This is a genomic window from Rhodospirillales bacterium (assembly GCA_016710335.1).
GTDB lineage: Bacteria > Pseudomonadota > Alphaproteobacteria > Rhodospirillales > Defluviicoccaceae > JADJXQ01.
The window spans coordinates 311,127-334,035 of the sequence record JADJXQ010000004.1 but is presented as its reverse complement, the minus strand read 5'-3'; the positions used below and the strand labels follow the sequence as shown (position 1 = coordinate 334,035).

Annotated in this window: 22 protein-coding genes; 9 read left to right on the top strand and 13 right to left on the bottom strand. The window is 65.9% G+C overall.

Going from position 1 to position 22,909, the window contains the following annotated elements; translation table 11 throughout:
• Nucleotides 1-126: 126 nt before the first annotated feature.
• Nucleotides 127-876 carry an SIMPL domain-containing protein gene (locus IPM60_09220; GenBank protein MBK8908072.1) on the top strand — a complete coding sequence of 250 codons (750 nt, stop codon included), beginning with the start codon at nucleotides 127-129 and terminating at the stop codon, nucleotides 874-876.
• A gap of 154 nt (nucleotides 877-1,030) precedes the next feature.
• Here IPM60_09220 and IPM60_09215 read toward each other — a convergent pair whose 3' ends face one another.
• The 5 genes from IPM60_09215 to IPM60_09195 form a co-directional block, all read right to left on the bottom strand.
• Nucleotides 1,031-3,031, bottom strand: coding sequence for a cache domain-containing protein (locus IPM60_09215; protein ID MBK8908071.1), 2,001 nt, complete (start codon nucleotides 3,029-3,031; stop codon nucleotides 1,031-1,033).
• 319 nt (nucleotides 3,032-3,350) lie between these two features.
• Entirely contained in the window at nucleotides 3,351-4,127 is a 777-nt protein-coding gene (locus IPM60_09210) for an amino acid ABC transporter ATP-binding protein (protein ID MBK8908070.1), read from the bottom strand.
• A complete protein-coding gene (locus IPM60_09205) occupies nucleotides 4,127-5,182 on the bottom strand; it encodes an amino acid ABC transporter permease (GenBank protein MBK8908069.1) in 1,056 nt (351 codons plus the stop codon). The genes IPM60_09210 and IPM60_09205 overlap by 1 nt, the downstream gene beginning before the upstream one ends.
• 107 nt (nucleotides 5,183-5,289) lie before the next feature.
• A complete protein-coding gene (locus IPM60_09200) occupies nucleotides 5,290-6,504 on the bottom strand; it encodes an amino acid ABC transporter permease (protein ID MBK8908068.1) in 1,215 nt (404 codons plus the stop codon).
• 60 nt (nucleotides 6,505-6,564) lie between these two features.
• Nucleotides 6,565-7,590: an amino acid ABC transporter substrate-binding protein gene (locus tag IPM60_09195; GenBank protein MBK8908067.1), complete on the bottom strand. Its 1,026-nt coding sequence runs from the start codon at nucleotides 7,588-7,590 to the stop codon at nucleotides 6,565-6,567.
• 180 nt (nucleotides 7,591-7,770) lie between these two features.
• Between IPM60_09195 and IPM60_09190 the strand changes: the two genes are divergently transcribed.
• The 3 genes from IPM60_09190 to IPM60_09180 all read left to right on the top strand — a co-directional run bounded on the left by IPM60_09190 (nucleotide 7,771) and on the right by IPM60_09180 (nucleotide 9,697).
• Nucleotides 7,771-8,445 carry an ABC transporter ATP-binding protein gene (locus tag IPM60_09190; protein ID MBK8908066.1) on the top strand — a complete coding sequence of 225 codons (675 nt, stop codon included), beginning with the start codon at nucleotides 7,771-7,773 and terminating at the stop codon, nucleotides 8,443-8,445.
• Complete coding sequence (locus IPM60_09185) at nucleotides 8,442-9,062, top strand: energy-coupling factor transporter transmembrane protein EcfT (protein ID MBK8908065.1); 621 nt, start codon at nucleotides 8,442-8,444, stop codon at nucleotides 9,060-9,062. Before IPM60_09190 ends, IPM60_09185 begins: the two co-directional genes overlap by 4 nt.
• A gap of 71 nt (nucleotides 9,063-9,133) precedes the next feature.
• Nucleotides 9,134-9,697: a biotin transporter BioY gene (locus IPM60_09180; protein MBK8908064.1), complete on the top strand. Its 564-nt coding sequence runs from the start codon at nucleotides 9,134-9,136 to the stop codon at nucleotides 9,695-9,697.
• Nucleotides 9,698-9,722: 25 nt separating this feature from the next.
• On the opposite strand, the gene IPM60_09175 is transcribed toward IPM60_09180, so the two are convergent.
• The 5 genes from IPM60_09175 to IPM60_09155 all read right to left on the bottom strand — a co-directional run bounded on the left by IPM60_09175 (nucleotide 9,723) and on the right by IPM60_09155 (nucleotide 13,762).
• Entirely contained in the window at nucleotides 9,723-11,339 is a 1,617-nt protein-coding gene (locus IPM60_09175; GenBank protein ID MBK8908063.1) for an alpha-amylase family protein, read from the bottom strand.
• A 48-nt stretch (nucleotides 11,340-11,387) separates the two neighbouring features.
• Nucleotides 11,388-12,035, bottom strand: coding sequence for a thiamine phosphate synthase (gene thiE / locus IPM60_09170; GenBank protein ID MBK8908062.1), 648 nt, complete (start codon nucleotides 12,033-12,035; stop codon nucleotides 11,388-11,390).
• 31 nt (nucleotides 12,036-12,066) lie between these two features.
• Complete coding sequence (locus tag IPM60_09165; protein ID MBK8908061.1) at nucleotides 12,067-12,996, bottom strand: class I fructose-bisphosphate aldolase; 930 nt, start codon at nucleotides 12,994-12,996, stop codon at nucleotides 12,067-12,069.
• Nucleotides 12,997-13,118: 122 nt separating this feature from the next.
• Nucleotides 13,119-13,544 carry a hypothetical protein gene (locus IPM60_09160; protein ID MBK8908060.1) on the bottom strand — a complete coding sequence of 142 codons (426 nt, stop codon included), beginning with the start codon at nucleotides 13,542-13,544 and terminating at the stop codon, nucleotides 13,119-13,121.
• Nucleotides 13,541-13,762, bottom strand: a complete 222-nt coding sequence (locus IPM60_09155; protein ID MBK8908059.1) for an SHOCT domain-containing protein — start codon at nucleotides 13,760-13,762, stop codon at nucleotides 13,541-13,543. The genes IPM60_09160 and IPM60_09155 overlap by 4 nt, the downstream gene beginning before the upstream one ends.
• A 243-nt stretch (nucleotides 13,763-14,005) precedes the next feature.
• Between IPM60_09155 and IPM60_09150 the strand changes: the two genes are divergently transcribed.
• From IPM60_09150 to IPM60_09130, 5 genes are all read left to right on the top strand, one after another.
• The gene (locus IPM60_09150; protein ID MBK8908058.1) at nucleotides 14,006-14,758 is read left to right on the top strand and encodes a TerB family tellurite resistance protein; all 753 of its coding nucleotides are present in this window, start codon (nucleotides 14,006-14,008) and stop codon (nucleotides 14,756-14,758) included.
• Nucleotides 14,759-14,767: 9 nt separating this feature from the next.
• The gene (locus IPM60_09145; GenBank protein MBK8908057.1) at nucleotides 14,768-15,676 is read left to right on the top strand and encodes an EamA family transporter; all 909 of its coding nucleotides are present in this window, start codon (nucleotides 14,768-14,770) and stop codon (nucleotides 15,674-15,676) included.
• Nucleotides 15,673-16,353 (top strand): N-acetylmuramoyl-L-alanine amidase, encoded by a 681-nt coding sequence (locus IPM60_09140; protein MBK8908056.1) that lies wholly within the window; start codon nucleotides 15,673-15,675, stop codon nucleotides 16,351-16,353. Before IPM60_09145 ends, IPM60_09140 begins: the two co-directional genes overlap by 4 nt.
• A 34-nt stretch (nucleotides 16,354-16,387) precedes the next feature.
• Nucleotides 16,388-16,558 (top strand): hypothetical protein, encoded by a 171-nt coding sequence (locus IPM60_09135; GenBank protein MBK8908055.1) that lies wholly within the window; start codon nucleotides 16,388-16,390, stop codon nucleotides 16,556-16,558.
• Nucleotides 16,559-16,691: 133 nt separating this feature from the next.
• Nucleotides 16,692-17,252 (top strand): hemerythrin domain-containing protein, encoded by a 561-nt coding sequence (locus tag IPM60_09130; protein MBK8908054.1) that lies wholly within the window; start codon nucleotides 16,692-16,694, stop codon nucleotides 17,250-17,252.
• A 19-nt stretch (nucleotides 17,253-17,271) separates the two neighbouring features.
• Here IPM60_09130 and meaB read toward each other — a convergent pair whose 3' ends face one another.
• Genes meaB through IPM60_09115 form a run of 3 tightly spaced genes read right to left on the bottom strand, consistent with a single transcriptional unit; the run spans nucleotide 17,272 to nucleotide 22,704 of the window.
• A complete protein-coding gene (gene meaB / locus IPM60_09125) occupies nucleotides 17,272-18,366 on the bottom strand; it encodes a methylmalonyl Co-A mutase-associated GTPase MeaB (GenBank protein MBK8908053.1) in 1,095 nt (364 codons plus the stop codon).
• Between the two features lie 4 nt (nucleotides 18,367-18,370).
• Complete coding sequence (gene scpA, locus IPM60_09120; GenBank protein MBK8908052.1) at nucleotides 18,371-20,587, bottom strand: methylmalonyl-CoA mutase; 2,217 nt, start codon at nucleotides 20,585-20,587, stop codon at nucleotides 18,371-18,373.
• Nucleotides 20,588-20,589: 2 nt separating this feature from the next.
• Nucleotides 20,590-22,704 (bottom strand): methylmalonyl-CoA mutase small subunit, encoded by a 2,115-nt coding sequence (locus tag IPM60_09115; GenBank protein MBK8908051.1) that lies wholly within the window; start codon nucleotides 22,702-22,704, stop codon nucleotides 20,590-20,592.
• Nucleotides 22,705-22,909: the final 205 nt, after the last annotated feature.

Below are 22,909 nucleotides of genomic sequence, written 5' to 3'. Positions count from 1 at the left end.
GCACGCGACTCTTGATTCTCGTGCCACTATGACCCAATCGACTGAATCATCCGAATGTGTCTGTGCACTAGTGCAGTGGATGTGGGACCATCCGTTGCACTGAAACACCGGAAAGAATAGCCCGCAATGCCGTTGCGCGATCATGAAGGTGGGTTGAGGGTCCTGCTGCCGAGCGCGGCGGTGCTGGCGGTCGGCATCGCCGCCACCGGTTGGTGGGTGGGCGACGGGCTCGTCGACGCCCGCACCGGCGACCGCTACGTCACCGTAAAGGGGTTGGCGGAACGGCCGGCGCGCGCTGACCTCGCCATCTGGCCGCTCCGCTTCGTCGCCACCAGCAACGATCTGGCCGAGGCGCAGAGCAGGATCGCGCGGGACGCGGAGACCATCTCGGGGTTTCTGGCGGCGGCGGGGATTGGGTCCGCGGACATCGAACTTCAAAGCCTTGAGGTGACGGATCTACACGCCCAGGCGTACCGGTCGGGTCCGGTGGAAAGCCGGTTCATCGTGGCGCAAACGCTGATGGTCCGGACCACCGCGGTGGACACCATCGCCGCAGCCAGCCAGAACATCGGCGATCTGGTGGCGGCCGGCGTGGTGCTCGGCGCGGCGAACCACGGGCCGCCGGGGCCCTTCTATCTGTTCACCACGTTGAACGACGTGAAGCCGCAAATGATCGCCGACGCGACGCAGAACGCTCGCGACGCCGCCGAGCAATTCGCTGCCGATTCCGGTAGCGACATCGGCGGCATTCGCCGCGCGAGCCAGGGCCTGTTCCAGATCCTGCCCCGCGACCAGGCGCCCGGGCTTCAGGAGTCCGCGCAGATCCACAAGACCATCCGCGTCGTCACCACCGTCGAATACACGCTCGACGACTGACCGGCGGCGCCTCTCCCGAGCCTCCATCGTGATTGCGAGGAGGCGGCGCCGGCGTGACAATTCAGGGTCCGCGTGGTGACAGAGCCTGGATTGCCGCGCTTGTTGTCGCGCCGCTCGCAAGGGACCGATCCCGTCATTCACCGCGGCGCTGTGATCAGGCGGCGACCCGGCGGCCGGCCGCCGGCGCTCCTGTCTCGACCGAAGCGACGACGGCCTGAATGACGGAGAAGGTCTCGGCGTCGGCGTTGAACTCGAAATGGGTGCCGTCTGCGCTGTGGCCGATGACCACGGCGGGAATCTCGCCGGCGTGCTCCTTGAAGGTGACGCTGACGTCGGCTCCGGTTTTTGCGGCAAGGGTCGCCGCGGTCCTGAAGCCGCCCAGCGACAGGTCCTTGATCCGGGCATTAACCCTGGTGTTACCCCAGGTCATCGTCGCTTGCAGATCGACTGCATAGCGGTTGAACTTGCGCTGGTCATCCGACGAGTGCACCGCTTCGATGAAGGTTTGAACGGCGGCGCGGATGGCCTCGACCTTGGCGCTCAGCGATGTCGTGGCCTCGCCCACGGTAGTGGCGATGTTCCCGGTCGTCCCCGCCGCGTTGCGAACTACGCCCATGCTGTGGCCGACTTCTGTCGCGCCCATGGCCGCGGCCTGGGCGCTGGAGGCGATCTCCTGGGTGGCGGCGCCTTGTTCATCGACGGCGGTTGCAATGTCGGCGGATATGGCGTTGATGCGGTCGATGGTCGTTGAAATGCCGCTGATGCCCTCCACGGCGCCGGTAACCTGATTCTGCACCGCGGTGATCTGGGCGACGATCTCCTCCGTCGCCTTGGCCGTCTGGTTGGCGAGGCTCTTGACCTCGTTGGCGACCACCGCGAAGCCCTTGCCGGCGTCGCCGGCGCGCGCCGCCTCGATGGTGGCGTTGAGCGCGAGCAGATTGGTGCGCGACGTGATGTCGTTGATGAGGTCGACGACATCGCTGATCTTGCGCGCCGCATCAGACAGCTTGCCGACGGTGGCATTGGTCGCCTTCGCTTCGCCGACAGCATCGGTGGTGATGGAGGAGGCCTCCGACACGCGGCGATTGATCTCCTGGACCGAATAGGAGAGTTCCTCGCAGGCAGAGGCCACGGCCTGGACGCTGTTGCACGCCTGATCGGCCGACGCGGCAGCGGCATCGGCCTGGCGGTCCGTCTCTGAAGACGCCGACAGGAGGGTTTGCGAGCCTTTGGCCATGTGCTCGGCCATGGCCGTCAGGTCGTTCAGAACCTGGCCGAGGGTCTGGCCGAAGCTATCGATCAGGCCGTCGATCGCGTCCTGGCGGTACTCCCGGCGCGCCTTCTCCGCCTGTTCGATCAGACTGAGCCGGGCGACACGCTTGGCGTTCTCCTTGAACACCTCGACGGTGGCGGCCATCGCGCCGATCTCGTCCTTGCGGTCTGTCGCCGGCACGACGACCTCCACATCCCCGTCGGCGAGGCGCCGCATGATGCCGGTGAGGCCATGGATGGGACGGGTCATGCTGCGTGCGATGAACATGATCGCCGCAATCACGCCGCCGAGCATGACCGAAGCGAACGTGCCGAACAGCAGAATATCCTTCCAAAGGATGCTTTCCACGTCGTCGATGTAGATGCCGGAGCCGACGATCCACTGCCAGGGTTGGTAGCCCTTGACGTAGGAGATCTTGGCGACCGGCCGCTCGCTGCCGGGCTTCGGCCACATGTACGGAACGAAGCCGGCGCCGTCGTTCTTGACGGCCTTCACGAACTCGTTGAACAGAAGCGTGCCCTCGGGGTCCTTGAACGCACTCAGATCTTGACCGTCCAGCGCCGGCTTCATCGGGTGCATCACCATTACGGGCTGGTAGTCGTTGATCCAGAAATAGTCGTCGTCGTTGTAGCGGAGGCGCTTGACCGCCGCCTTGGCAGCGTCCTGCGCCTCGTCGCGGGTCAGGTCGCCGGCCGCCTCGAGGTTGCCGTAGTGCTCGATGAGCGTGTAGGCGGTCTCCACGAGGTTGCGCGTCTTGTCTTGGCGATCCTGGTAAAGCTCCTGCCTGAGGACGTACCAGAAGCCGGCGCCGGTCACCGCACTGCCCACGGCGATGAGCCCGACGATCAGCATCATACGTTGAAAGATGGTGAGGTTCTTCATGGACAGGGCTCCGAGCCACGAGGTTTCGGTAGGCGCAGGGCATCGCGCGCAGGCGGTGCGGCGCCACAAACAGATCTTCCGCGAAACTGCTGAATTTTTAATGACCGGCCGAAGCCGTCATTGCGCCTGTCGCCGGCAGATTGGCGACAACTCGGAAGCCGGGCTAGCGACGGCTGGTTGAGGCCGCGCGAAGGGTGGTGACTGCGGGATGTCGCGTTCGCCCGGGCTCACAATGCTTCCGAACACCGCCGCGCCGCGCGGCGGATGCGCAGCACCTCTACGGGCTCCCGAATGCGACAGGCTGCGATGTAGCGCCGCGTCAGTGGCTGAGGATCTGGCTGAGGAACAGCTTGGTGCGCTCGCTGCTGGGCTGCTCGAAGAACTGCTCCGGCGGCGCCCGCTCGACGATGCTGCCCTCGTCCATGAACACCATGGTGTCGGCGACCGTCTTGGCGAAGCCCATCTCGTGGGTGACGCAGATCATCGTCATCCCTTCCTCCGCCAGCTCGACCATGACGTCCAGCACCTCCTTGATCATCTCGGGATCGAGGGCGGAGGTCGGCTCGTCGAACAGCATGACGGAGGGCTTCATGCAGAGGGCGCGGGCGATGGCGACCCGCTGTTGCTGGCCGCCGGACAGTTGCCCGGGGTACTTGCCCGACTGCTCCGGGATGTGGACGCGCTCGAGATAGGACATGGCGATGTCCTGAGCCTCCGCCTTCGGCATCTTCTTGACCCACATCGGCGCCAGCGTCAGGTTTTCCAGCACGGTCAGGTGCGGGAACAGGTTGAAGCTTTGGAACACCATGCCGACGTTGCGGCGGATGGCCTCGACGGTGCGCACGTCACTTGTGAGTTCCACGCCGCCGACCACAATGCGGCCGCGCTGGTGCGGCTCGAGCGCATTGACGCAGCGGATCATGGTGGACTTGCCGGAGCCCGACGGCCCGCACACCACCACCCGCTCGCCGCGATGGATGGTGAGGTTGATGTCCTTGAGCACGTGAAAAGTGTCGAACCACTTGTCGACGTGGTCGAAGGCGATGGCCACCTCGGGTTCGGGATGGTGGGGGGAGGTCATCGAGTGGTCTTCCATCAGGCGCGGCGGTGGCCGGTTTCGAGCCGGCGTTCCAGGAACTGGCTGTAACGGGACATGAAAAAACAGAATGCCCAATAGATCAGCGCCGCGAACAGGTAGGCTTCCACGTAGAACGGTCGCCACGGCGGATCGGTGAGCGCGGTCTTGGTGGTCATCATCAGGTCGAACAGACCGATGATGATGACCAGCGAAGTGTCCTTGAACATGCTGATGAACTGGTTGACGATCGGCGGAATCGACACCTTGAGCGCCTGCGGCAGGATGACGAGGAACGTCTTTTTCCAGTAACCGAGGCCGAGGGCGTCGGCGGCCTCGAACTGGCCGCGCGGCACCGACTGCAGGCCGCCGCGAATCGCTTCGGCCAGATACGCCGCGGTGAAGAGGATGATCCCCACCTGGGCGCGCAACAGCTTGTCGACGCTCATCCCTTCCGGCAGGAACAAGGGAAACATGACCGAGGCCATGAACAGCACGCTGATCAGCGGCACGCCGCGCACCAGTTCGATGAAGCCGATCGAGACAGCCCGGATTAACGGCAGATCGGACCGCCGGCCGAGGGCCAGCAGCACCGCCAGCGGAAATGAAACAGTGATACCGACCACGGACAGGATGAGCGTCAGCGGCACGCCGCCCCACTGTGTGTTGTCCACGTAAGTCAGGCCGAACACGCCGCCCCACATCAGGATCGCGCACACGATCACCACCACCGCCCACAACGCCGCCAGCCACCAGCGCCACGACACCGGATTGCTGGAAACGACCAGGGCGGCGATGAACAGGAGTGTCGCCAACAGCGGCCGCCAGTGCTCGTCGAACGGAAAGAGACCGAACAGCAGGAAGCGGTGCTTGGTGGCGACGAACGCCCAGCATGCGCCCTCGGCCGCGCGGCACGCCGCCGGATCGTCCCCCGACCACACCGGGTCGATCAGCGCCCACTGGATCAGCGGCGGGATCGTCTCCCACAACAGCCACAGGCACAGCAAGGTCAGGATGGTGTTGGGGACGGTGTTGAAAAGGTGCTTCCGCGGCCAGTGCAGGGCGCGAACCGCGATGCCGGAAGACGGCCCCGGCGGCCCTGGCTTCTGCCGTGGCGCTTTGGCATCGAGCGGCTCCTCCTCGTGCGCCGAGGCGTCGGGGAATTCCCTCGGGTCGCGGCCCGTCACGTGCGGCCTCCGCGCAGCTCGACGCGCCGGTTGTACCAGTTCATGAAGGCGGAGATGGAGAGGCTGACGGTCAGGTAGCAGGCCATGATGATGGCGATGCCCTCGACCGCCTGCCCCGTCTGGTTAATGCTGGTGTTGGCGACGGCGACGAGATCGGGGAACCCGATGGCGACCGCCAGCGAAGAGTTCTTGGTGAGGTTGAGATACTGGCTGGTCAGCGGCGGAATGATGATGCGGAGCGCCTGCGGCAATAGGATCAGCCGCAGCACGAGGCTGCGTTTGAGCGCGAGCGCGAGCGCGGCCTCGGTCTGCCCGTGGGACACGGCCAGGATGCCGCCGCGAACGATCTCCGCGATGTAGGTGCCGGTGTACATGACGAGCCCGACGAGCAGCGCGGTGAACTCGGGCGAGACAACGCCGCCGCCCTGGAAGTTGAACCCGCGCAGCTCCGGCACCTCGAGCGCCGTCGGTGCGCCGCCGAGCAGGTAAGCGGCCATCGGCAGGCCGATGATCAGTGCCGCGCCGACGCGGACGGTCGGGAACAGTTGCCCGGTGCGCTCCTGGCGCCGCCGCGCCCAGCGATGGATCACCCAAGTGGCGGCGACGGCGATCAGGAAAGCCACTGCCATGACCGTGAAGGCCGGATGCGCCAGCGGCACAGGATAGATGAGCCCGCGGTTGCTGAGGAAAAGGCCCGGCAGCGGTTCGAGTGCCTGACGGGGATGGGGCAGGCCCTCGGTGATGAACGCATACCAGAAGAACAGTTGCAGCAGCACCGGGATGTTGCGGAGACCCTCGACGTAGACGGTGGCGAACCGGGCGACAAGCCAGTTGGTGCTGAGCCGGGCTATGCCCGCGATGGTGCCGAGCAAGGTGGCGCCGACGATGCCGATGAACGAAACCTTCAGCGTGTTAAGGATGCCGACGAGGAACACCCGCCGGTAGGCGTCCGCGGCGCTGTAGGGGATCGGGCCCTCGCTGACGGTGAACCCGGCCTCCCGGCCGAGGAAGCCGAAGCCGGACGCGATGTTGCGGGCCTGCAGGTTGGCGATCGTGTTGGAGGCGAGATACCAGATGATCAGGCCGATGATCCCAACCACGATTACCTGGGAGGCGGCGCCTCGCACCCTGGCGTCGTTCCACCAGCGGCCGCGTCGCTGTGTGGCGGGCGCCGGCTCCGTCGTGTCCCGGCTGGCGGGCAGTGGTTGCATGGTCGGATCCGAGACGGAATCCGCCGCCCCCGCACGGGAGACGGCGGAACCGATCTTGGGTCAGCGCACCGGCGGTGCGTACATCAGGCCGCCTTCGATCCAGAGCGCGTTCAGGCCGCGGGAAAGCTCCAGCGGCGAGTCAGCGCCCACGTTACGCTCGAAGATCTCGCCGTAGTTCCCGACCTGTTTGATGATGTTGTAAGCCCACTTGTCGTCGACGTGGAGTTTCTGGCCCATCTCCCCGGTCACGCCGAGCAGGCGCTGGATGTTGGGGTCAGGGCTGTCCATCATGCTGTCGACGTTTTCAGAGGTGATGCCCTTCTCCTCCGCCTCGATGGTCGCGAACACCGACCATTTGACGAGGTCGAACCACTCGTCGTCGCCGTGGCGGACGGCGGGGCCCAAGGGTTCCTTGGAAATGATTTCGGGCAGGATCACGTAGTCGCTCGGGTTGCGGGTGGAGTTGGCGCGGATCGTCGCCAACTGGGATGCGTCCGACGTCAGCGCGTCGCACCGTCCGGAAAGGAACGCCGACGTCACTTCTTCATAGCTTTCAATCGTCAACGGCTGGAACTGCATCTCGTTGGCGCGGAAAAAGTCCGCCATGTTGAGCTCGGTCGTGGTGCCGGTCTGCACGCAGACGGTAGCGCCTTCCATTTCCTTGGCGCTGGAGACGCCGAGGGCCTTGGCCACCAGAAAGCCTTGGCCGTCGTAGTACGTGGTCGGCGCGAAGTTGAGCCCGAGGTCGGTATCGCGGGACAGGGTCCAGGTGGTGTTGCGCGACAGCACGTCCACCTCGCCGGACTGCAGGGCGGTGAACCGCTGCTGGGCGGTCAGCGGCACGAACTTGACCTTTTTGGCGTCACCGAGCGCCGCCGCCGCAACGGCGCGGCAGAAGTCGACGTCGAGCCCGGTCCAGTTGCCCTTGTCGTCAGGCGCGCCGAAGCCGGGCAAGCCGGTGTGGACGCCGCAGATCACTTCGCCGCGCGCCTTGACCGCGTCGAAGGTAGCGCCGGCGCGGGCATTCTCTGAATAAAGCGGGACTGCCAGCGCGGCGGCGACAGATGCAACGATGATCTTCTTCATTCCTCCGCCTCCTTGGGCTTCTGGTTGTTGGTTCGTGGCATTAAGCGACCCGGTTGTTATGCGGGACCAGCTTGCGTTTCAAGCTTTCGACACATTCTTTATCTTAGTAGCGGATCGAGGCGGCTCGGCAACGGAAAAAATCCGCCCTGCAGCGGCGAAACGCGCTATGTCGCCGTCATCATGATCGAGATCCTGGATGTCCATCACCGCTTCGGCGACCGGGTGGTGCTCGACGCCATCGAACTCCGCATCGACGAGCGCCGCGTTGCCGTGATCGGCGCCAACGGTTCCGGCAAGAGCACCCTGGTGCGGCTGATCAACGGGCTTCTGGTGCCCGAGCGCGGGACCGTGCGGGTCGATGGCCTCGACACCCGCGTTGACGCAAGGGCGGTGCGCCGCAAGGTGGGGTTCGTGTTCCAGGATCCCGATGCGCAGATCGTCATGCCGTTGGTCGAGGAAGACATCGCGTTCGGCTTGAAGAACCTGGGCCTCGGCAAGGCTGACATCGCCCGCAAAGTGGACGGCGTGCTGGCGCGCTACGGTCTTTCCCACCTGCGCAGCGCCGGCACCCATACGCTCAGCGCCGGCGAAAAACAGTTGCTGGCGCTGTCGTCGGTGCTGGTGATGGAGCCGGACTACGTAGTGTTCGACGAGCCGATGACGCTTCTCGACCTCCGCAACAAGCGAATGATGATCAGGGTCCTGGAAGGCCTGCCGCAGACCGCTGTCGTCGTCTCCCACGATCTCGACATGCTGGCAGGGTTCGACCGCGTCCTGGTGATGGAGGCCGGGCGCATCGTCATGGATGCACCCCCGGCGGTGGCGGTGCCGTACTACTGCGGGATGATGACGTGACGTTCGCGCTGTACGCCGCCGGCGACACGCCGCTCCACCGGCTCCCTGCGGTGTTCAAGCTGGCGGGGCTGCTGGCGGCGGGCATCGGCGTGTTCCTGGTGCCGTCGCCGCTGTGGCTGACGCCGCTGCTGGCGGCGGTCGTGGCGCTGTTGGTCATCGCCAGAGCGCCGCTCGGAGATACCCTGCATCAACTCAGGCCGGTCATGGTGTTGTTGCTGGTGATTTTCGTCGCTCACGGCGTCTTTACCAATTGGACCCTTGGCGCGCTGGTGGTTCTCCGCTTTTTCGTTCTGGTAGCTCTGGCGTTGGTGGTCAGCATGACCACGCGGGTGTCGGAAATGATCGAGGTCATCGAGTGCGCCCTCGCCCCGTTGGTCGTCATCGGGGTCAATCCGGCCAAGGTCAGCCTGGCGCTGTCGCTGGCGCTGCGCTTCATTCCGATCCTGGTGCAGATGACTCATGAGATCCGCGAGGCGCAGCGCGCCCGCGGGCTCGAGCGCAACGTCATCGCCGTCGCCGTGCCGCTGATCATCCGCACCCTGCGCATGGCCGACACGCTGACCGAGGCCATCGACGCCCGCGGCTGGGATCCGGACGCACGGCGGCGATCGCGCTGAGCGAGCGTATTGATCCGTCGGGTCGTCCGGTATAACCCTCGCCAGCAACGGACGCCGCTCGGGAGCACGACATGACGGACACCAGGGGGATCGTTTACATCGCGCTGTTCGCCGCCGTGGTGGCGGCGCTCGGCGTGTTTCCGCCGCTGACGCTGCCGCTGATCGGGGTGCCGATCACCGCCCAGACCCTCGGCGTCATGCTGGCCGGCGCCATTCTCGGCTCGTTGCGCGGCGGCCTGGCGCTGTTGCTGTTTCTGGTGCTGGTGGCGGTGGGCGTGCCGATCCTCGCCGGCGGCCGCGGCGGCTTCGGCGTCATCCTCGGGCCGAGCGGCGGCTTTCTCCTGAGCTGGCCGATCGCCGCGTTCGCCATCGGCTGGATGGTGGAGCGGCGCTGGCGCCACCTCACCATCGTCAACGCCTTCGCCATCAACGTCCTCGGCGGCGTCGTCCTCATCTACGCCTGCGGCATCCCCTGGCTCGTCATGCTCGGCCAGGTGCCGTGGGACAAGGCGTTATTGGGCACGCTCGGCTTTCTTCTCGGCGACCTGATCAAGGCCGGACTGGCCGCGTTCGTCGCGGTCACCGTCAAGCGCACCTATCCCATCATCGCACCCAGCCGCGGCACCGCCGGATGATCGCTCGCGACGCGCCGGTGGTGGCTCAGCCTGCTCTGTCGGCGCGGAACCACCGGTAGCCGTATCCGCCGACTTCCAGTTCGCCGTTGGCGGCAGGGTATTGCCGATCGGCGACCACCTCGCGCAGGCTTTTCCAATCCTCCCTCGCCAGCGCCGGGCGCACCGTGCAAGGCTCGGCGGCGAGGTTGTGGATCGCAAAGAACAGCCGGTTGCCGCTGCGGCACACATGGGCCATGACGTTCGGCCGGTCGGTCTCGACGTTATTGAACGCGCCGACGCCGATTTCGCGAGTCCAGGTCCGGGCGCGAATCAGACGCTGCATGCGGTTCAGAAGCGAATCGGCGTCGGCGAGCTGGGCCTCGACGTTGACGGTGCGGTAGCCGAAAGCGCCCTCGTCAACGACCGGGCGGATCAGGCGGTCTGGCGAGGCGGAGGAAAACCCCGCATTCGCGGTGTCCGCCCACTGCATCGGCGTGCGGAGCGCGTTCCGCTCGTTCAGTGACAGGTCCTCGCCCATGCCGATTTCGTCGCCGTAGCGGATGACCTGGGTGCCGGGCAGGCTGAACATCAGGCTGTGGGCCATCTCGATGCGTGCGCGATCGCCGTCGAGCATCGGCGCCAGCCGACGGCGGATGCCGCGGTGGTAAATCTGCATGCCGGGTTCGGGTCCGAATGCCTGAAACACCTCCTGGCGTTCGTCATCGGCGAGGCGGCCGAGATCCAGCTCATCGTGGCCGCGCAGGAATTGCGCCCACTGGGACTTTTCGTGCATCGGCGGCAGCGATTCCAGAGCGCGCCGCAGCGGCTCGCTCCGCTCGCGTGCCAGCGCCAGGAACAGCGCCTGGTTGACGATGAAATTGAACATCATGTGCATGCGGCGGCCGTCGCCGAAGTAGTCGTCGATCTTTTCGACGCCGACGTTGGCTTCGGCCAACAGGATCGCGTCGCCGCGCTGCCACGAGAGAGTGGCGTTCATCGTTTCGAGAAACGCGAACATGGCGTCGTGCTGCGGCGCCTGATCGTCGAGCAGCTCGATCAGGAAAGGCGCTGCATCCACCCGGAACCCGGACACGCCGAGCTTGAGCCAGAACCCGATGATGCGCAGGATCTCCTCACGAACCATGGGGTTGTCGATGTTGAGGTCCGGCTGGTGGTGGTAGAAGCGATGGAAGTAATAGGCGCCGGCCTGCTCGTTCCAGGTCCACGTCGTTTCCTGAACGCCGGGGAAAACCATTCCGGTATCAGCACCCGCCGGTTTCTCCTTCGACCACAAGTAATAGTCCCGATACTTGGAAGATGGATCGGCGCAAGCCTCCTGGAACCATGGGTGCTGGTCGGAGGTGTGATTGACCACGAGATCGAGGATCAGACGGATGCCGCGATCCTCCAGCGCTCGGGCAAATTCAACAAAGTCGCCGAGGGTGCCGAGGCGCGCATCGACGCCGTAGAAGTCGATGATATCGTAGCCGTCGTCGCGGTTGGGGGTCGGCTGAAACGGCTGCAGCCAGACGGCGTCGACGCCGAGGCTGTCCAGATAATCGATGCGGCTCACCAGCCCATGGAAATCACCGATGCCGTCGCCGTCCGAGTCCTGAAACGTCTCGACGTCGAGGCTGTAGATGATCGCGTTCTTATACCACATGCTGCCTCTGCCTTTCTCGGACGGGGATGAGGGGCATCAGGACTCTCGTCAGGGCTCTCGCTCGGCGGCGCGGATGCGCTCGTTGAACGCTTGAACCGCGGCGGCGGGTCCATTCGGGTGCGCCCAGACGCCGGCGGACACCGCCAGAAAGTCGGCGCCCGCCTCGATCAAGGGTGCGCAGGAGTCGACGGTGATGCCGCCGACGGCGACACAGGGCACCGTCATCACCTCGCTCCACCAGGCCAGAAGCTCGGGCTCCGCCGCTGTCGGCGGATCCTTCGTCGCGGTCGGATAGAACGCTCCGAACGCCACGTAATCCGCGCCGGCCTCGGCCGCCACCATCGCCAGATGGCGGGAGTCGTGGCAGGTGACGCCGACGATGGCGTCGTCGCCGACCAGGCGGCGAGCTTCGTCATACGGCGTGTCGTGCTGGCCGACGTGCACCCCGTCGCAGCCGACCTTGGCCGCCAGATCGGGACGGTCGTTGAGGAGAAACGCCACGCCGCGGGATTGCGCTACGGGCGCCAAAACCTTGCATCCTTGCACAACCGTGGCGTCATCCGCGTCCTTCAGGCGCAGTTGCACCGCCGCCACGTCCCCGGCGTCGAGGGCCGCGGCGAGCACATCCGAAAACGCCGCCGCATCGATGCGCGGCGGCGTGATCAGATAGAGGCGACAAGGATGGCGGGATGGCACCGCCCGGTGTGTCTCCCCGCAGCCGCTCCGGTTATTCCTTGCCAAGATAAATGTTGATGATCCTGGTCAGCATGTCGATGGCTTCCTCACGCGGCCGCTGGAAGGTGTTGCGGCCGATGATGGAGCCGTTGCCGCCGCCGTCGCGGATGTCGCGGGCGTCCTGGTAGACGGAGTCCGCGCCCTTTTTGGCGCCGCCGGAGAACACCACGATGCGGCGACCGTTGAACGCCGCCTGCATGCAGTGCTTGACGCGAGCCGCCTGGGTCGAAATGTCGATCTTCTCGGACTCGTAGACCTTGCGCGCCTCGTCCTGCTCGATGTCCTCGCTCGGAAGCTTGATCTTGATGATATGCGCGCCTAGCAGCGCCGCCATGTGACAAGCATAGACGCCGATGTCGATGGCCAACTCGCCCTTTTTGGACAGCGCTCCGCCGCGCGGGTAGGACCAGACCACCGTGGCCAAGCCCTTTGCCTTGGCCTCGGTCGACAACTCCTTGATGGTCTCCATCATCTTGAAGGCTTCGTCCGAGCCCGGATAGATGGTGAAACCGATGGCGGCGCAGCCGAGGCGGATGGCATCGTCGACCGAGGCGGTCACCGCCTGGCTCGGCGCCTCCTTGGAGCGCGCAAGGGTGTTGGAGCTGTTGACCTTTAGGATGATCGGGATCTGCCCGGCGTAAGCGTCGGCCACCGCCTCGACCATGCCGAGCGGCGTGGCATAAGCGTTGAGGCCGGCGTCGATCGCCAGCTTGATGTGGTATTCCGGATCATAGGCCGCTGGATTGGGACCGAAGCTCCGCACCGGCCCGTGCTCGAAGCCTTGGTCAACCGGCAGGATCACCATCTTGCCGGTGCCGGCGAGCCTGCCGGTCGACAGGATGCGAGCCAAGTTGGCCTTGGTGCCGGGATTGTCGCTCTCATAGTTGGCGAGGATGTTCTTGACGGTCTTCGAAACTTTCATAGCCGATCTCCCTCAAGTCCTGAAGCTGTCCCTGAATGCTGATTGCTGGCTGTGCTGGTTGCTGGCTGTCGGCGGCTGTTCCCCACTTGACGAGATACACCCGCCGCGCAGGTGTTGGCAACTCACCTCTCGGAAGAAGACAACCAGGTTCGACAACGTTCGAGCGGTGATGTGCAGTCCAGAAGGTCGAGCGCCAGAGAATCGCGGTTGGCTTCGTCTTTGGCGTCTTCGAGGGTGGCGCCGCATTGGCGTGCGATGTCCGCCAGCCTGGCGTATACGTCCGGCCGCACGTCGACCCGAATGCGCTTGAGCCCGGCGCGCAGCGCCGCCAGGGCGAAGCCGGGGTCGCCTCCGCAGTCGAGCACCGCGACGCAGTCGGCATCGGGATGTTCGGCCCGGGCTGCGGTGACGATCTCCCGGAACACCGCGGCGCCGAGACAGGCCGCGGCGTCCGGCGCGCTCCGCAGCGTGACCGGCACCCCCAGATCCGCCGCCGCCCGCAGCGCCGCGCGTGCGTGCTCCAGATCGTGAACGATGATCGCCGTCAGTCGGCCCGCTCCAGAATTTCCTGGCGCTGCTCCTCATACTCTTCGGAAGTGATGGCGCCGGCGTCATACGCCTTCTTAAGGTCCATCAGTTCCTGCCCCGTGGTCGTGGTTCTGATGTTCGACGTGGTCTCGGTTTTGGCGCCGCCGCCGCTGCACGCGACAAGCGGCGTTGTCAGCAGACCGGCTGCCAACAAGAGGATGGCGATGCGTACGAACATGGAGTGCTCCCTGGTGACGTATGGATGAACCCGCAGTCTGCCGAAAACGGCCGCCGTTGCGAGGGTTTTCTTGAAACCGGTCGACGCGCAGCGCCATTCGGCGGGCTGCGCCGACGCTGACCCGCCCCGCGCAGTCACGCCGCGGCGAACAGCATGACGACGCGAAGAAGGCGCGACGGAGCTTGGTCGTTGTGCCGGCAAGCGGGTATGGTGGCGGGCGCTTAGGCAATGAACACAAGGTCCATGAGCATCTGGGGAAAGATCATCGGGGGCGTCGCCGGATTTGCGCTGGGCGGGCCGCTGGGCGCGCTGATCGGCGCCGTCGCGGGTCATGCCGTCGACAAGATCCGGGAAGAAACCGCGACCAGCCTCAGCGTCGAGGTGGAGGAGCCGGAGCAGGGCACCCGCCAAGTGGCGTTCACGGTCGCCGTCATCGTCCTCGGCGCCAAGATGGCCAAGGCCGACGGGGCGGTCACCCGCGCCGAAGTCGACGCGTTCAAGGAGGTGTTCCACATCCCGCCCCACGAGGTGAAGAACGTCGGGCGCATCTTCGACATGGCGAAGAAGGACGCCGGCGGCTTCGAGCCGTACGCGCGCCAGGTGGGTTTGATGTTCCGCAACGAGCCGGCGGTGCTGGAGGAACTGCTCTCCGGCCTGTTCCACATCGCCAAGGCGGACGGCGATGTCCACCCCGCCGAGCTCTCCTACCTCCGCCGCGTCTCGGACATGTTCGGGCTGAACGCCCAGGCGTTCGAGCGGGTGCGCACCATGTTCATGGCTTCCACCGACCCCGACCCCTACGACATTCTCGGTGTCCGCCGCGATGCCTCCAACGACGATATCAAGCGGGCATACCGCAAGCTGATCCAGGAGAACCACCCGGACAAGCTGTCGGCGCAGGGCCTGCCGCAGGAGTTCATGGATCTCGCCAACGAACGCATGGCGATGATCAACGCCTCTTATGACAAAATCGAGAAGCAGCGGGGCCTGCGTTAGGTGCCGGATATGGCGCGGGCCACGCCCGCCTCGACGGCGGTCGGCGCGATGACGCCGCTCGATCTGGGCGCCGCGTTTTCCGTCATCCTTATCTGGGCGTTCAACTTCGTCGCGGCCAAGATCGGGGTGACGCAGATCCCGGCGCTGATGCTGCTCGCCCTGCGGTTCGCGCTGGTGGCGGTCATGCTGTCGCCGTTTCTGCGCTGGCCAGGACGGCGCTGGCCGTGGGTGATTGCCGTGTCCGTCGTCCTCGGCGGCTTCCACTTCGGGCTCCTGTTCGTGGGGCTGCAGGGCGTCGACGCCGGGCCGGCGGCCATCGCTCTCCAGCTCACCGTGCCGTTCAGCTCCCTGCTCGCCTGGATCGTCTATCGCGAACGGATGGGCCCGTTGCAGCTCGTCGGCCTGGTGGTGGCGTTCGTCGGCGTCTACGTCCTCGCCGGGGATCCGACGCGGGATCCGAGCATTCCCCATCTCATCCTGGTCGTCGCCGGCGCCTTCGCCTGGGCAGCCGCCAATGTCACCATCAAGCGGCTGGGTCCCATCAACGTGTTCAACCTCAACGCCTGGGTGGCGCTGCTGGCGGCGCCGCAGTTGTTCCTGGCGTCGCTGGTGATCGAGGACAGCCAGTTCGCCGCAATGGCCAACGCCGACTGGCGGGCCTGGGCGGCCATGGCCTACATGGCTTTGGGCGCATCGATTGCCGGCTATGGTCTGTGGTACTACCTGATCGGCAAGTACGAGATGAACCGGGTGGTGCCCTTGACGTTGCTGTCGCCGGTGCTCGCGGTGCTGTTGGCGGTCGCCGTGCTCGACGAGCCGCTGAATGTGCGCATCATCATCGGCGGCGTAGTCACCATCGCCGGCGTCGCCATGATCCAGTTCCTCGGCGCGAGGAGAGTCCAAGCCTCTCAGCCATGACACCAATGGTTCGCCATTCGCCGAACGCGGACGACCGGCCGGATGACGCGGCCATCGACATGCTGGTGATCCACTACACCGGCATGACGACGGCGGCCGCCGCCATCGAGCGCCTCTGCGACCCCGCCGCCAAGGTCAGCGCCCACTACCTGATCGATGAAGATGGATCGGTCATTGAACTCGTTGCGGAACATCGCCGCGCCTGGCACGCCGGCGTCGCCTCGTGGCGCGGATGTACGAACATCAATGACCGGTCGATCGGCATCGAACTGGTCAATCCCGGGCACGAGTTCGGCTACCGCCCGTTCACCGGCGCGCAGATGCAGGCGCTCGAGGACCTCGCCGGCGACATCATCCGCCGCCATCCCATTCCGGCACGCAACGTCGTCGGCCATTCCGACGTGGCGCCGACGCGGAAGTCGGACCCGGGGGAGCTGTTCGACTGGGCGCGGCTGGCGGCGTCGGGCATCGGCCTGTGGCCCGACGATGGGAGCATATGCATGATGGACTGGGACGAGGTGATCCGCGGCCTTGGAAACTACGGCTACGATACGTGCGATCGGGTTCAGGCGTTGAAGGCGTTCCAGCGGCACTTCCGTCCCTCGCGTGTCACCGGTCGCATCGATTTCGGTACCGCCCGCCGCCTCAGCGGCCTGTCGAACATGGTCGGCGATTGAGCGACGTGCGCGAGCTGAAGGGGACGACGGCGCGATGAGAAAACGCAAAAAGCGGAAGCCGCCGAAGCGGCGCAACCCGGCGGCAGCGGCGCTGGCCAGTCCCCGTTTCCGCATGCGGCGGGTCGACCCGCGCAAGGGCAAACGGGGCTACAGCCGACATGGCGACAAGGGGCTGCCGGATAATGACGATGACAGCGGCGACTGAACCGGCGCGACGATACGGTCTTCGCCAAGCAGGCTCCGGCTTGTAATCTGTGGGTGGCGTTTATTCAGTGGATATTCTACCTCTGCGTCGTTTATTCTCACAACGCCGCTTCGGTAAACGACGGGAACCGGGCATGTCCGAGGTCATCCAGGCGCTGCGCATCGAACACTTCAACATCGCGCAGCTCCTCGCAATTCTCGAGCGCCAATGGGCCAGACTCGCCGCCGACCAATCCCTCAATGCCGACATCATGGAGGCGGCCGCCGACTATTTCCAGAGTTATCCGGACCTCTACCACCATCCCAAGGAGGACCTGATCTTTCAGCGGCTCCGGCAACGGGATCCGGCCGCCGCGCGGGCCTTCGGCGACCTGCAGAGCGAGCATGAGGAGATCGCCGCCCGGACCCGGGAATTCGCGCAGTCGGTCCAGGCCGGCTTCGGCGATCCTGATGGACGCGAGACGCTCGGCTTCTGGCTGCAGAGCTTCATCACCTGCCAGCGTGAGCACATGGCCAAGGAGGAGCGGCTGCTATTTCCGGCCGCGCTGAAATCGCTCAGAGACGAGGACTGGCGGCACATCCGGGCGCGCATCACGGACCAGGAGGACCCGCTCCTGGGGACGGCGATCGGCGCGCGCTACGACGCCTTGCGCCACGAACTCCTCGCCTGGGACCAGGAACTCCGCACCGCCTGACCGGACGGCGGCCTGCCGCTCAGCGGTCGGTGCTGTGATACGCCTTGAGGATCGTCTCGACGCCGAGGGTCACCGTAAGCTTGCCTTCCGCGACGTCGCGCTTCACCGCCGGCAGCAGGTCGACCACCTTCGGGTGGGTCTTGAGCGAGGTCATCAGCCGGTCCTCCAGCATCGCCCACAGCCACCCGACGCGCTGCTTGCGGCGCTTCTCCCCCAGCTCGCCGCTCTTGGTCATGATCGCCTTGTGCTCTTCGATGCGCGACCACAGCGTGTCGAGCCCCAGGCCGCTGATGGCGCTGCACAGCACCACGGGCGGGCTCCAGTTGGGGCTGGTGTGTTTCATGATCTTGAGGGCGTTGCGGTAATGCACCGCCGCCTGCTTGGCGCGAATCTCGTTGTCGCCGTCGGCCTTGTTGACGGCGATCATGTCGGCCAGTTCCAGGACGCCCTTCTTGATGCCCTGCAACTCGTCGCCGGCGCCGGGCAAGGTCAACACCAGGAAGAAGTCGGTCATGTCAGCGACGGCGACCTCGTTCTGGCCGGCGCCGACAGTCTCCACCAGGATCACGTTGTAGCCCGCCGCCTCGCACACCACCTGCGTTGCCCGGGTGGCGCGGGTCACGCCGCCCAGGGTGCCGGCCGAGGGGGACGGCCGCACGAAAGCATTGGGCTCGACCGACAGATCCTGCATCCGTGTCTTGTCGCCCAGGATGCTGCCGCCGGAGATGGTGCTGGACGGATCGACCGCCAGCACCGCGACCTTCTTCTCGGCCCGGGTCAGGTTGCAGCCGAGCGCCTCGATGAACGTGCTCTTGCCGACGCCCGGCACGCCGGTGATACCGATCCGAATGGCGCGATCTTCGTCGGGAATGTCGCGAAGATGCCGGAGCAGGCGCAGGAGGATCTCCTGCGCCATCTCCCGATGCCGTTCGCTGCGGCTCTCGATGACGGTGATGGTGCGCCCCAGCATCGACCGGTTGCCGTTCAGCACCCCGCCCACGTAATCGTCGATGGTGAGCGCCGCCCGCGCCGGAGCGCGGGCGGCCGGTCGTGCGGTGGCGGCGCGGGCGGTAGCGTGTGTGGTGGTGGAGCCGGCTGCCTCTGCCGTGGACATGGGCTCAGGCCGCCTTGCTCGGCGCGTATCCCAGCAATTCGTTGAGCCTTTTCATCAGTGCCAAAGCTGCATCGCCGATGACCGTTCCCGGCCCGAACACCGCCGCGACCCCCATGTCGTAGAGGGTCTCGTAGTCCTGCGGCGGGATGACGCCGCCGACGACGATCAGGATGTCGTCGCGGCCCAGCTCCGTCAACGCCTGTTGCAGCAGCGGCACCAGGGTGAGATGCCCCGCCGCCAGCGAACTCACGCCGATGATGTGCACGTCGTTTTCGACGGCCTGACGGGCAACCTCGTCCGGCGTCTGGAACAGGGGCCCGATGTCGACGTCGAAGCCGAGGTCCGCGAAGGCGCTGGCGATCACCTTCTGGCCGCGGTCGTGGCCGTCCTGGCCGACCTTGGCGACCAGGAGACGCGGGCGACGGCCGTCGTTCTTCTCGAACTCCTCGACCACCGCTTGCACCTTGGCAACGGCATCTGCCTTCACGCCCATCTCTCCTCTGTAGACTCCGGAGATCTTGCGAATTTCCGCCTTGTGCCGGCCGTACACCTTCTCGAGCGCGTCGGAGATCTCGCCCACCGTGCATTTGGCGCGGGCGGCGTCGACGGCGAGGGCAAGAAGGTTGCCTGCGCCGGTCTCGGCGGATTTGGTCAGCGCCTGCAGCTTCTGCTCGACCTCGCTCTGATCGCGTTCGCCACGCAGCTCTTCAATCTGCGCGATCTGCTGACGGCGGACCTCGGCGTTCTGGACCTTCAGGACCTCGACCTTGTCCTCCTGCTCGAGAATGTACTTGTTGACGCCGACGACGGTCTGCCGGCCGGAGTCGATGCGCGCCTGGGTGCGGGCCGCCGCCTCCTCGATGCGCATCTTCGGGATGCCGGCCTCGATGGCCTTGGCCATGCCGCCAGTTTCCTCGACCTCGCGGATGTGCTCCCACGCCTTCTCGGCGAGGTCGCGGGTCAGCCGCTCGACGTAGTAGCTGCCGCCCCACGGGTCGATGACCTGGGTGGTGCCGCTCTCCTGCTGCAGGAACAGCTGGGTGTTGCGGGCGATGCGGGCGGAGAAGTCGGTCGGCAGCGCCAGCGCCTCGTCGAGCGCGTTGGTGTGCAGCGACTGGGTGTGGCCCTGGGTCGCCGCCATCGCCTCGACGCAGGTGCGCACGACGTTGTTGTAGACGTCCTGGGCAGTGAGGCTCCAGCCGGAGGTCTGCGAGTGGGTGCGGAGCGCCAGCGACTTGCTGTTCTTCGCGTCGAACTGCTTGATCAGCTTGGCCCAAAGCATGCGGGCGGCGCGCATCTTGGCGATCTCCATGAAGAAGTTCATGCCGATCGCCCAGAAGAACGACAGCCGCGGCGCGAACTGGTCGATGGTGAGCCCCGCTTTCATCCCGGCGCGCGCATATTCGACGCCGTCGGCCAGGGTGTAGGCCAGCTCCAGGTCGGCGGTCGCCCCGGCTTCCTGCATGTGGTAGCCGGAGATCGAGATCGAGTTGAACTTGGGCATCTTCTGGGAGGTGTAGGCGAAGATGTCGGAGATGATCCGCATCGAGGGCGCCGGCGGGTAGATGTAGGTGTTGCGGACCATGAACTCCTTGAGGATGTCGTTCTGGATGGTCCCGGAGAGCTGCTCCGGCGGCACCCCCTGCTCCTCGGCGGCGACGATGTAGAGCGCCAGGATCGGCAGCACGGCGCCGTTCATGGTCATCGACACGCTCATCTGATCGAGCGGGATGCCGTCGAACAGCACCCGCATGTCCTTGATGGAGTCGATCGCCACCCCGGCCATGCCGACGTCGCCGGCGACGCGCGGGTGGTCGGAGTCGTAGCCGCGGTGGGTCGCGAGGTCGAAGGCGATGGAGAGGCCCTTCTGCCCGGCGGCGAGGTTGCGGCGGTAGAAGGCGTTGGAGTCCTTCGCCGTCGAGAAGCCGGCGTACTGGCGGATGGTCCACGGCCGGGTGACATACATGGTCGAGTACGGTCCGCGGAGATTGGGCGGGATCCCCGGCATGGTGTCGAGGTGGTCGAGACCCTCCAGGTCCTTGGCATGATACAGCGGCTTGACGCCGATGCGCTCCGGCGTTTCCCACAGGAACTCGTCCGGAGACTTGCCGGTCTCGTGCTTGAAGCGCTCGGCCCAGGCCTGATAGCCGCCGTTCCGGCCGGCCGGTTGATTGCCGGGATCGAGGTGGAGCGTGGTGAAATCAGGAATGGTGGTGGTCATGTTCAGATCACTCCCAGCCGCGAGAGGGTGCTGCGCAGCGTGCCGAGCACGTCGCCACCCATGAAGACGAAATCATCGACGCCCGCCTGCTTGTAGGCGTCCTTCTTGTCGCCGGGGGCGCCGGCGAGGAACAGGTAGTCGCACCCGGCCTCCTTGAGCGCGGGCGCCAGCGTGGGCACCATCTCCTCGTAGATCGGGTCGGCCGAGCAGATAATGGCGATGCGGGCGCCCGAGTCCTTGAACGCTGCGGCGCACGCTTCTGCATCCTTGAAGCCCGTGTTGGTCACCGCCTCGATGCCGCCGACCTCGAAGAAGTTCTTGGCAAAGGTGGCGCGCGCCGTGTGCCTGGCGATCGGCCCCAGGTTGGCGAGAAAGATCTTCGGGAACGCTCCGTGCTTCTCCTTGTAGGCGTCGCTGGCGTCGCGGAGCGCCTCGAACGCCGAGGCGATACGCCGCTCCGGCAAGGGCTCGAGCGATACCGCATCGCCCGCCAGCACCTTCGCCATGGCGCCGATGGTGACGCCGGCCTTGGCCGCGGCGACGGCGGCCTCGGCTTTAGCGCCGGCGTCGGCGTCGGCCAGAGACTTGACCGCGCCCGCAGCGCCTGTGTTCGCATCGCGGCCAGCCTTGAGGCGATCCGTTGCTCCCTTGCGGCAGTCGGTCAGATCCGGCTTACGCAGCTCCGGCAGTTTTTCGTGGATATTGGGGAATTCGTTGACGCCGGTGAGGGCCTCCTTGCGCCGCGCCAGGTTCTTCTCGCGTTCAGCGTAGGAGGCAGCGATCTTGCCGGCCAGAGAGCCGTCCTTCAGCACCCCGATGATGCCGCCGCCCTTCTCGATCTCCTGGAATTCCGCCCACGCCGCACGCGCCAGCTCGTCGGTGCGGGTCTCGATATACCAGGAGCCGCCGCCGGGATCGACCACCTTGGCCACGTTGGACTCCTCGGCGAGGATGATCTGGGTGTTGCGGGCGACGCGGCGGGCGAGGGTGTCCGGGAGCCCGAGCATGGCGTTGTAGGGCAGAACGGTGATGGTATCGGCGCCGCCGGCAGCCGCCGAGAAACACATCACCGTGGTGCGCAACATGTTCACCCACGGATCCCGCTGGGTCATGATGCGCTCGGCCGTCTTGGCGTGGATGCGCATGGCGCGCGCCTCCTCGCTGGCGCCACAGGCTTCGGCAACCCGCGACCACAGCTTGCGGGCGGCGCGGAGCTTGCAGATGCCGAGAAACTGGTCGCATCCGAGCGAGTACGTAAACATCATTTGCCGGCAGGCAGTGTCGATGTCCATGCCGGCGCTGGCCATGGCACGGAGGTAGGCGACAGCCGTCGCCATCGAGATCGCCAGGTCCTGCGCCTCGTTGGCGCCGGCGCCGTTGTAGGGGCTCGAGTCGACGCCGACGGCGCGTACGCGCGGATACGTCTTGGCGGTGTATGCCGCTAGGTCTGCCATCTGGGCGAGCGCGGTGTCGAGCGCGCATGGCAGAGAGCCTGAGGCAGCAAGGGTGCTGATGGGATCGGCGTTGAATTCGCCCTGTGCCTTGTCCCCCGAGACACCGCGCCGCTCCCACAACCCGGACAATAAGGCCGCCGCCGGCAGGAACTGAGGCCCGGCCTGAACCGAGATCGGCACGAGGTCGAGTTCGACCCCGGTCAGCACCATGTCGAGATCGTCGACCGTGTACATGGCGACGCCGTCCCGGCCGACAAGCGCCTCGGCGTCCGCGGCATCGGCGTCGAGCCCGGCGCGCCCCGCTTGATCGAAACGCAGCTCTAGGGAGGTGACGCCGCGCTCGAGCTCGTTGAGGATCTCTTCGTTGCAAATCTTCGGTTCGGCATCGGCGTAGAACTGCCGGACGTCCCAGTTGTCAACCCGGTTGCCGGCCGCGCGGCCGCCGCGGGTGAACGGCATGGCGCCCGGGAACCCAGAAGGATCCCCATCAGCCGGCCAGTCCTGACGCGTATAGATCGGTCGAATGGTGAACCCTTCGTAGGACTTGTTGAGCATTTTCTTGTCGAAGGGCGCGCCCTTGAGCGCCTTTTCCACCTCCGCGACCCACTCGTCGTAGGACGGCCGGGGGAAGTCTTCAGTGAAGTTCAGCTGGGTGTCAGTCATGGATTCCCGCCCAATGGTTTTTTCCGATGTGCGACCGACCGGGACACCAATCAGCCTTCGTGTTCGCGCTGTGCGTCCGGCCAACAGCATGCAAATGCAGGCCTGGGAACCTAAGGCACGACGCCGGAAGCGTCAAGAAACACGCCGAACCGCTTTCCCTCGAACGCCGCCCCGGCCTTCGCAGCTTTGCGGCTTGAAGCGGTGC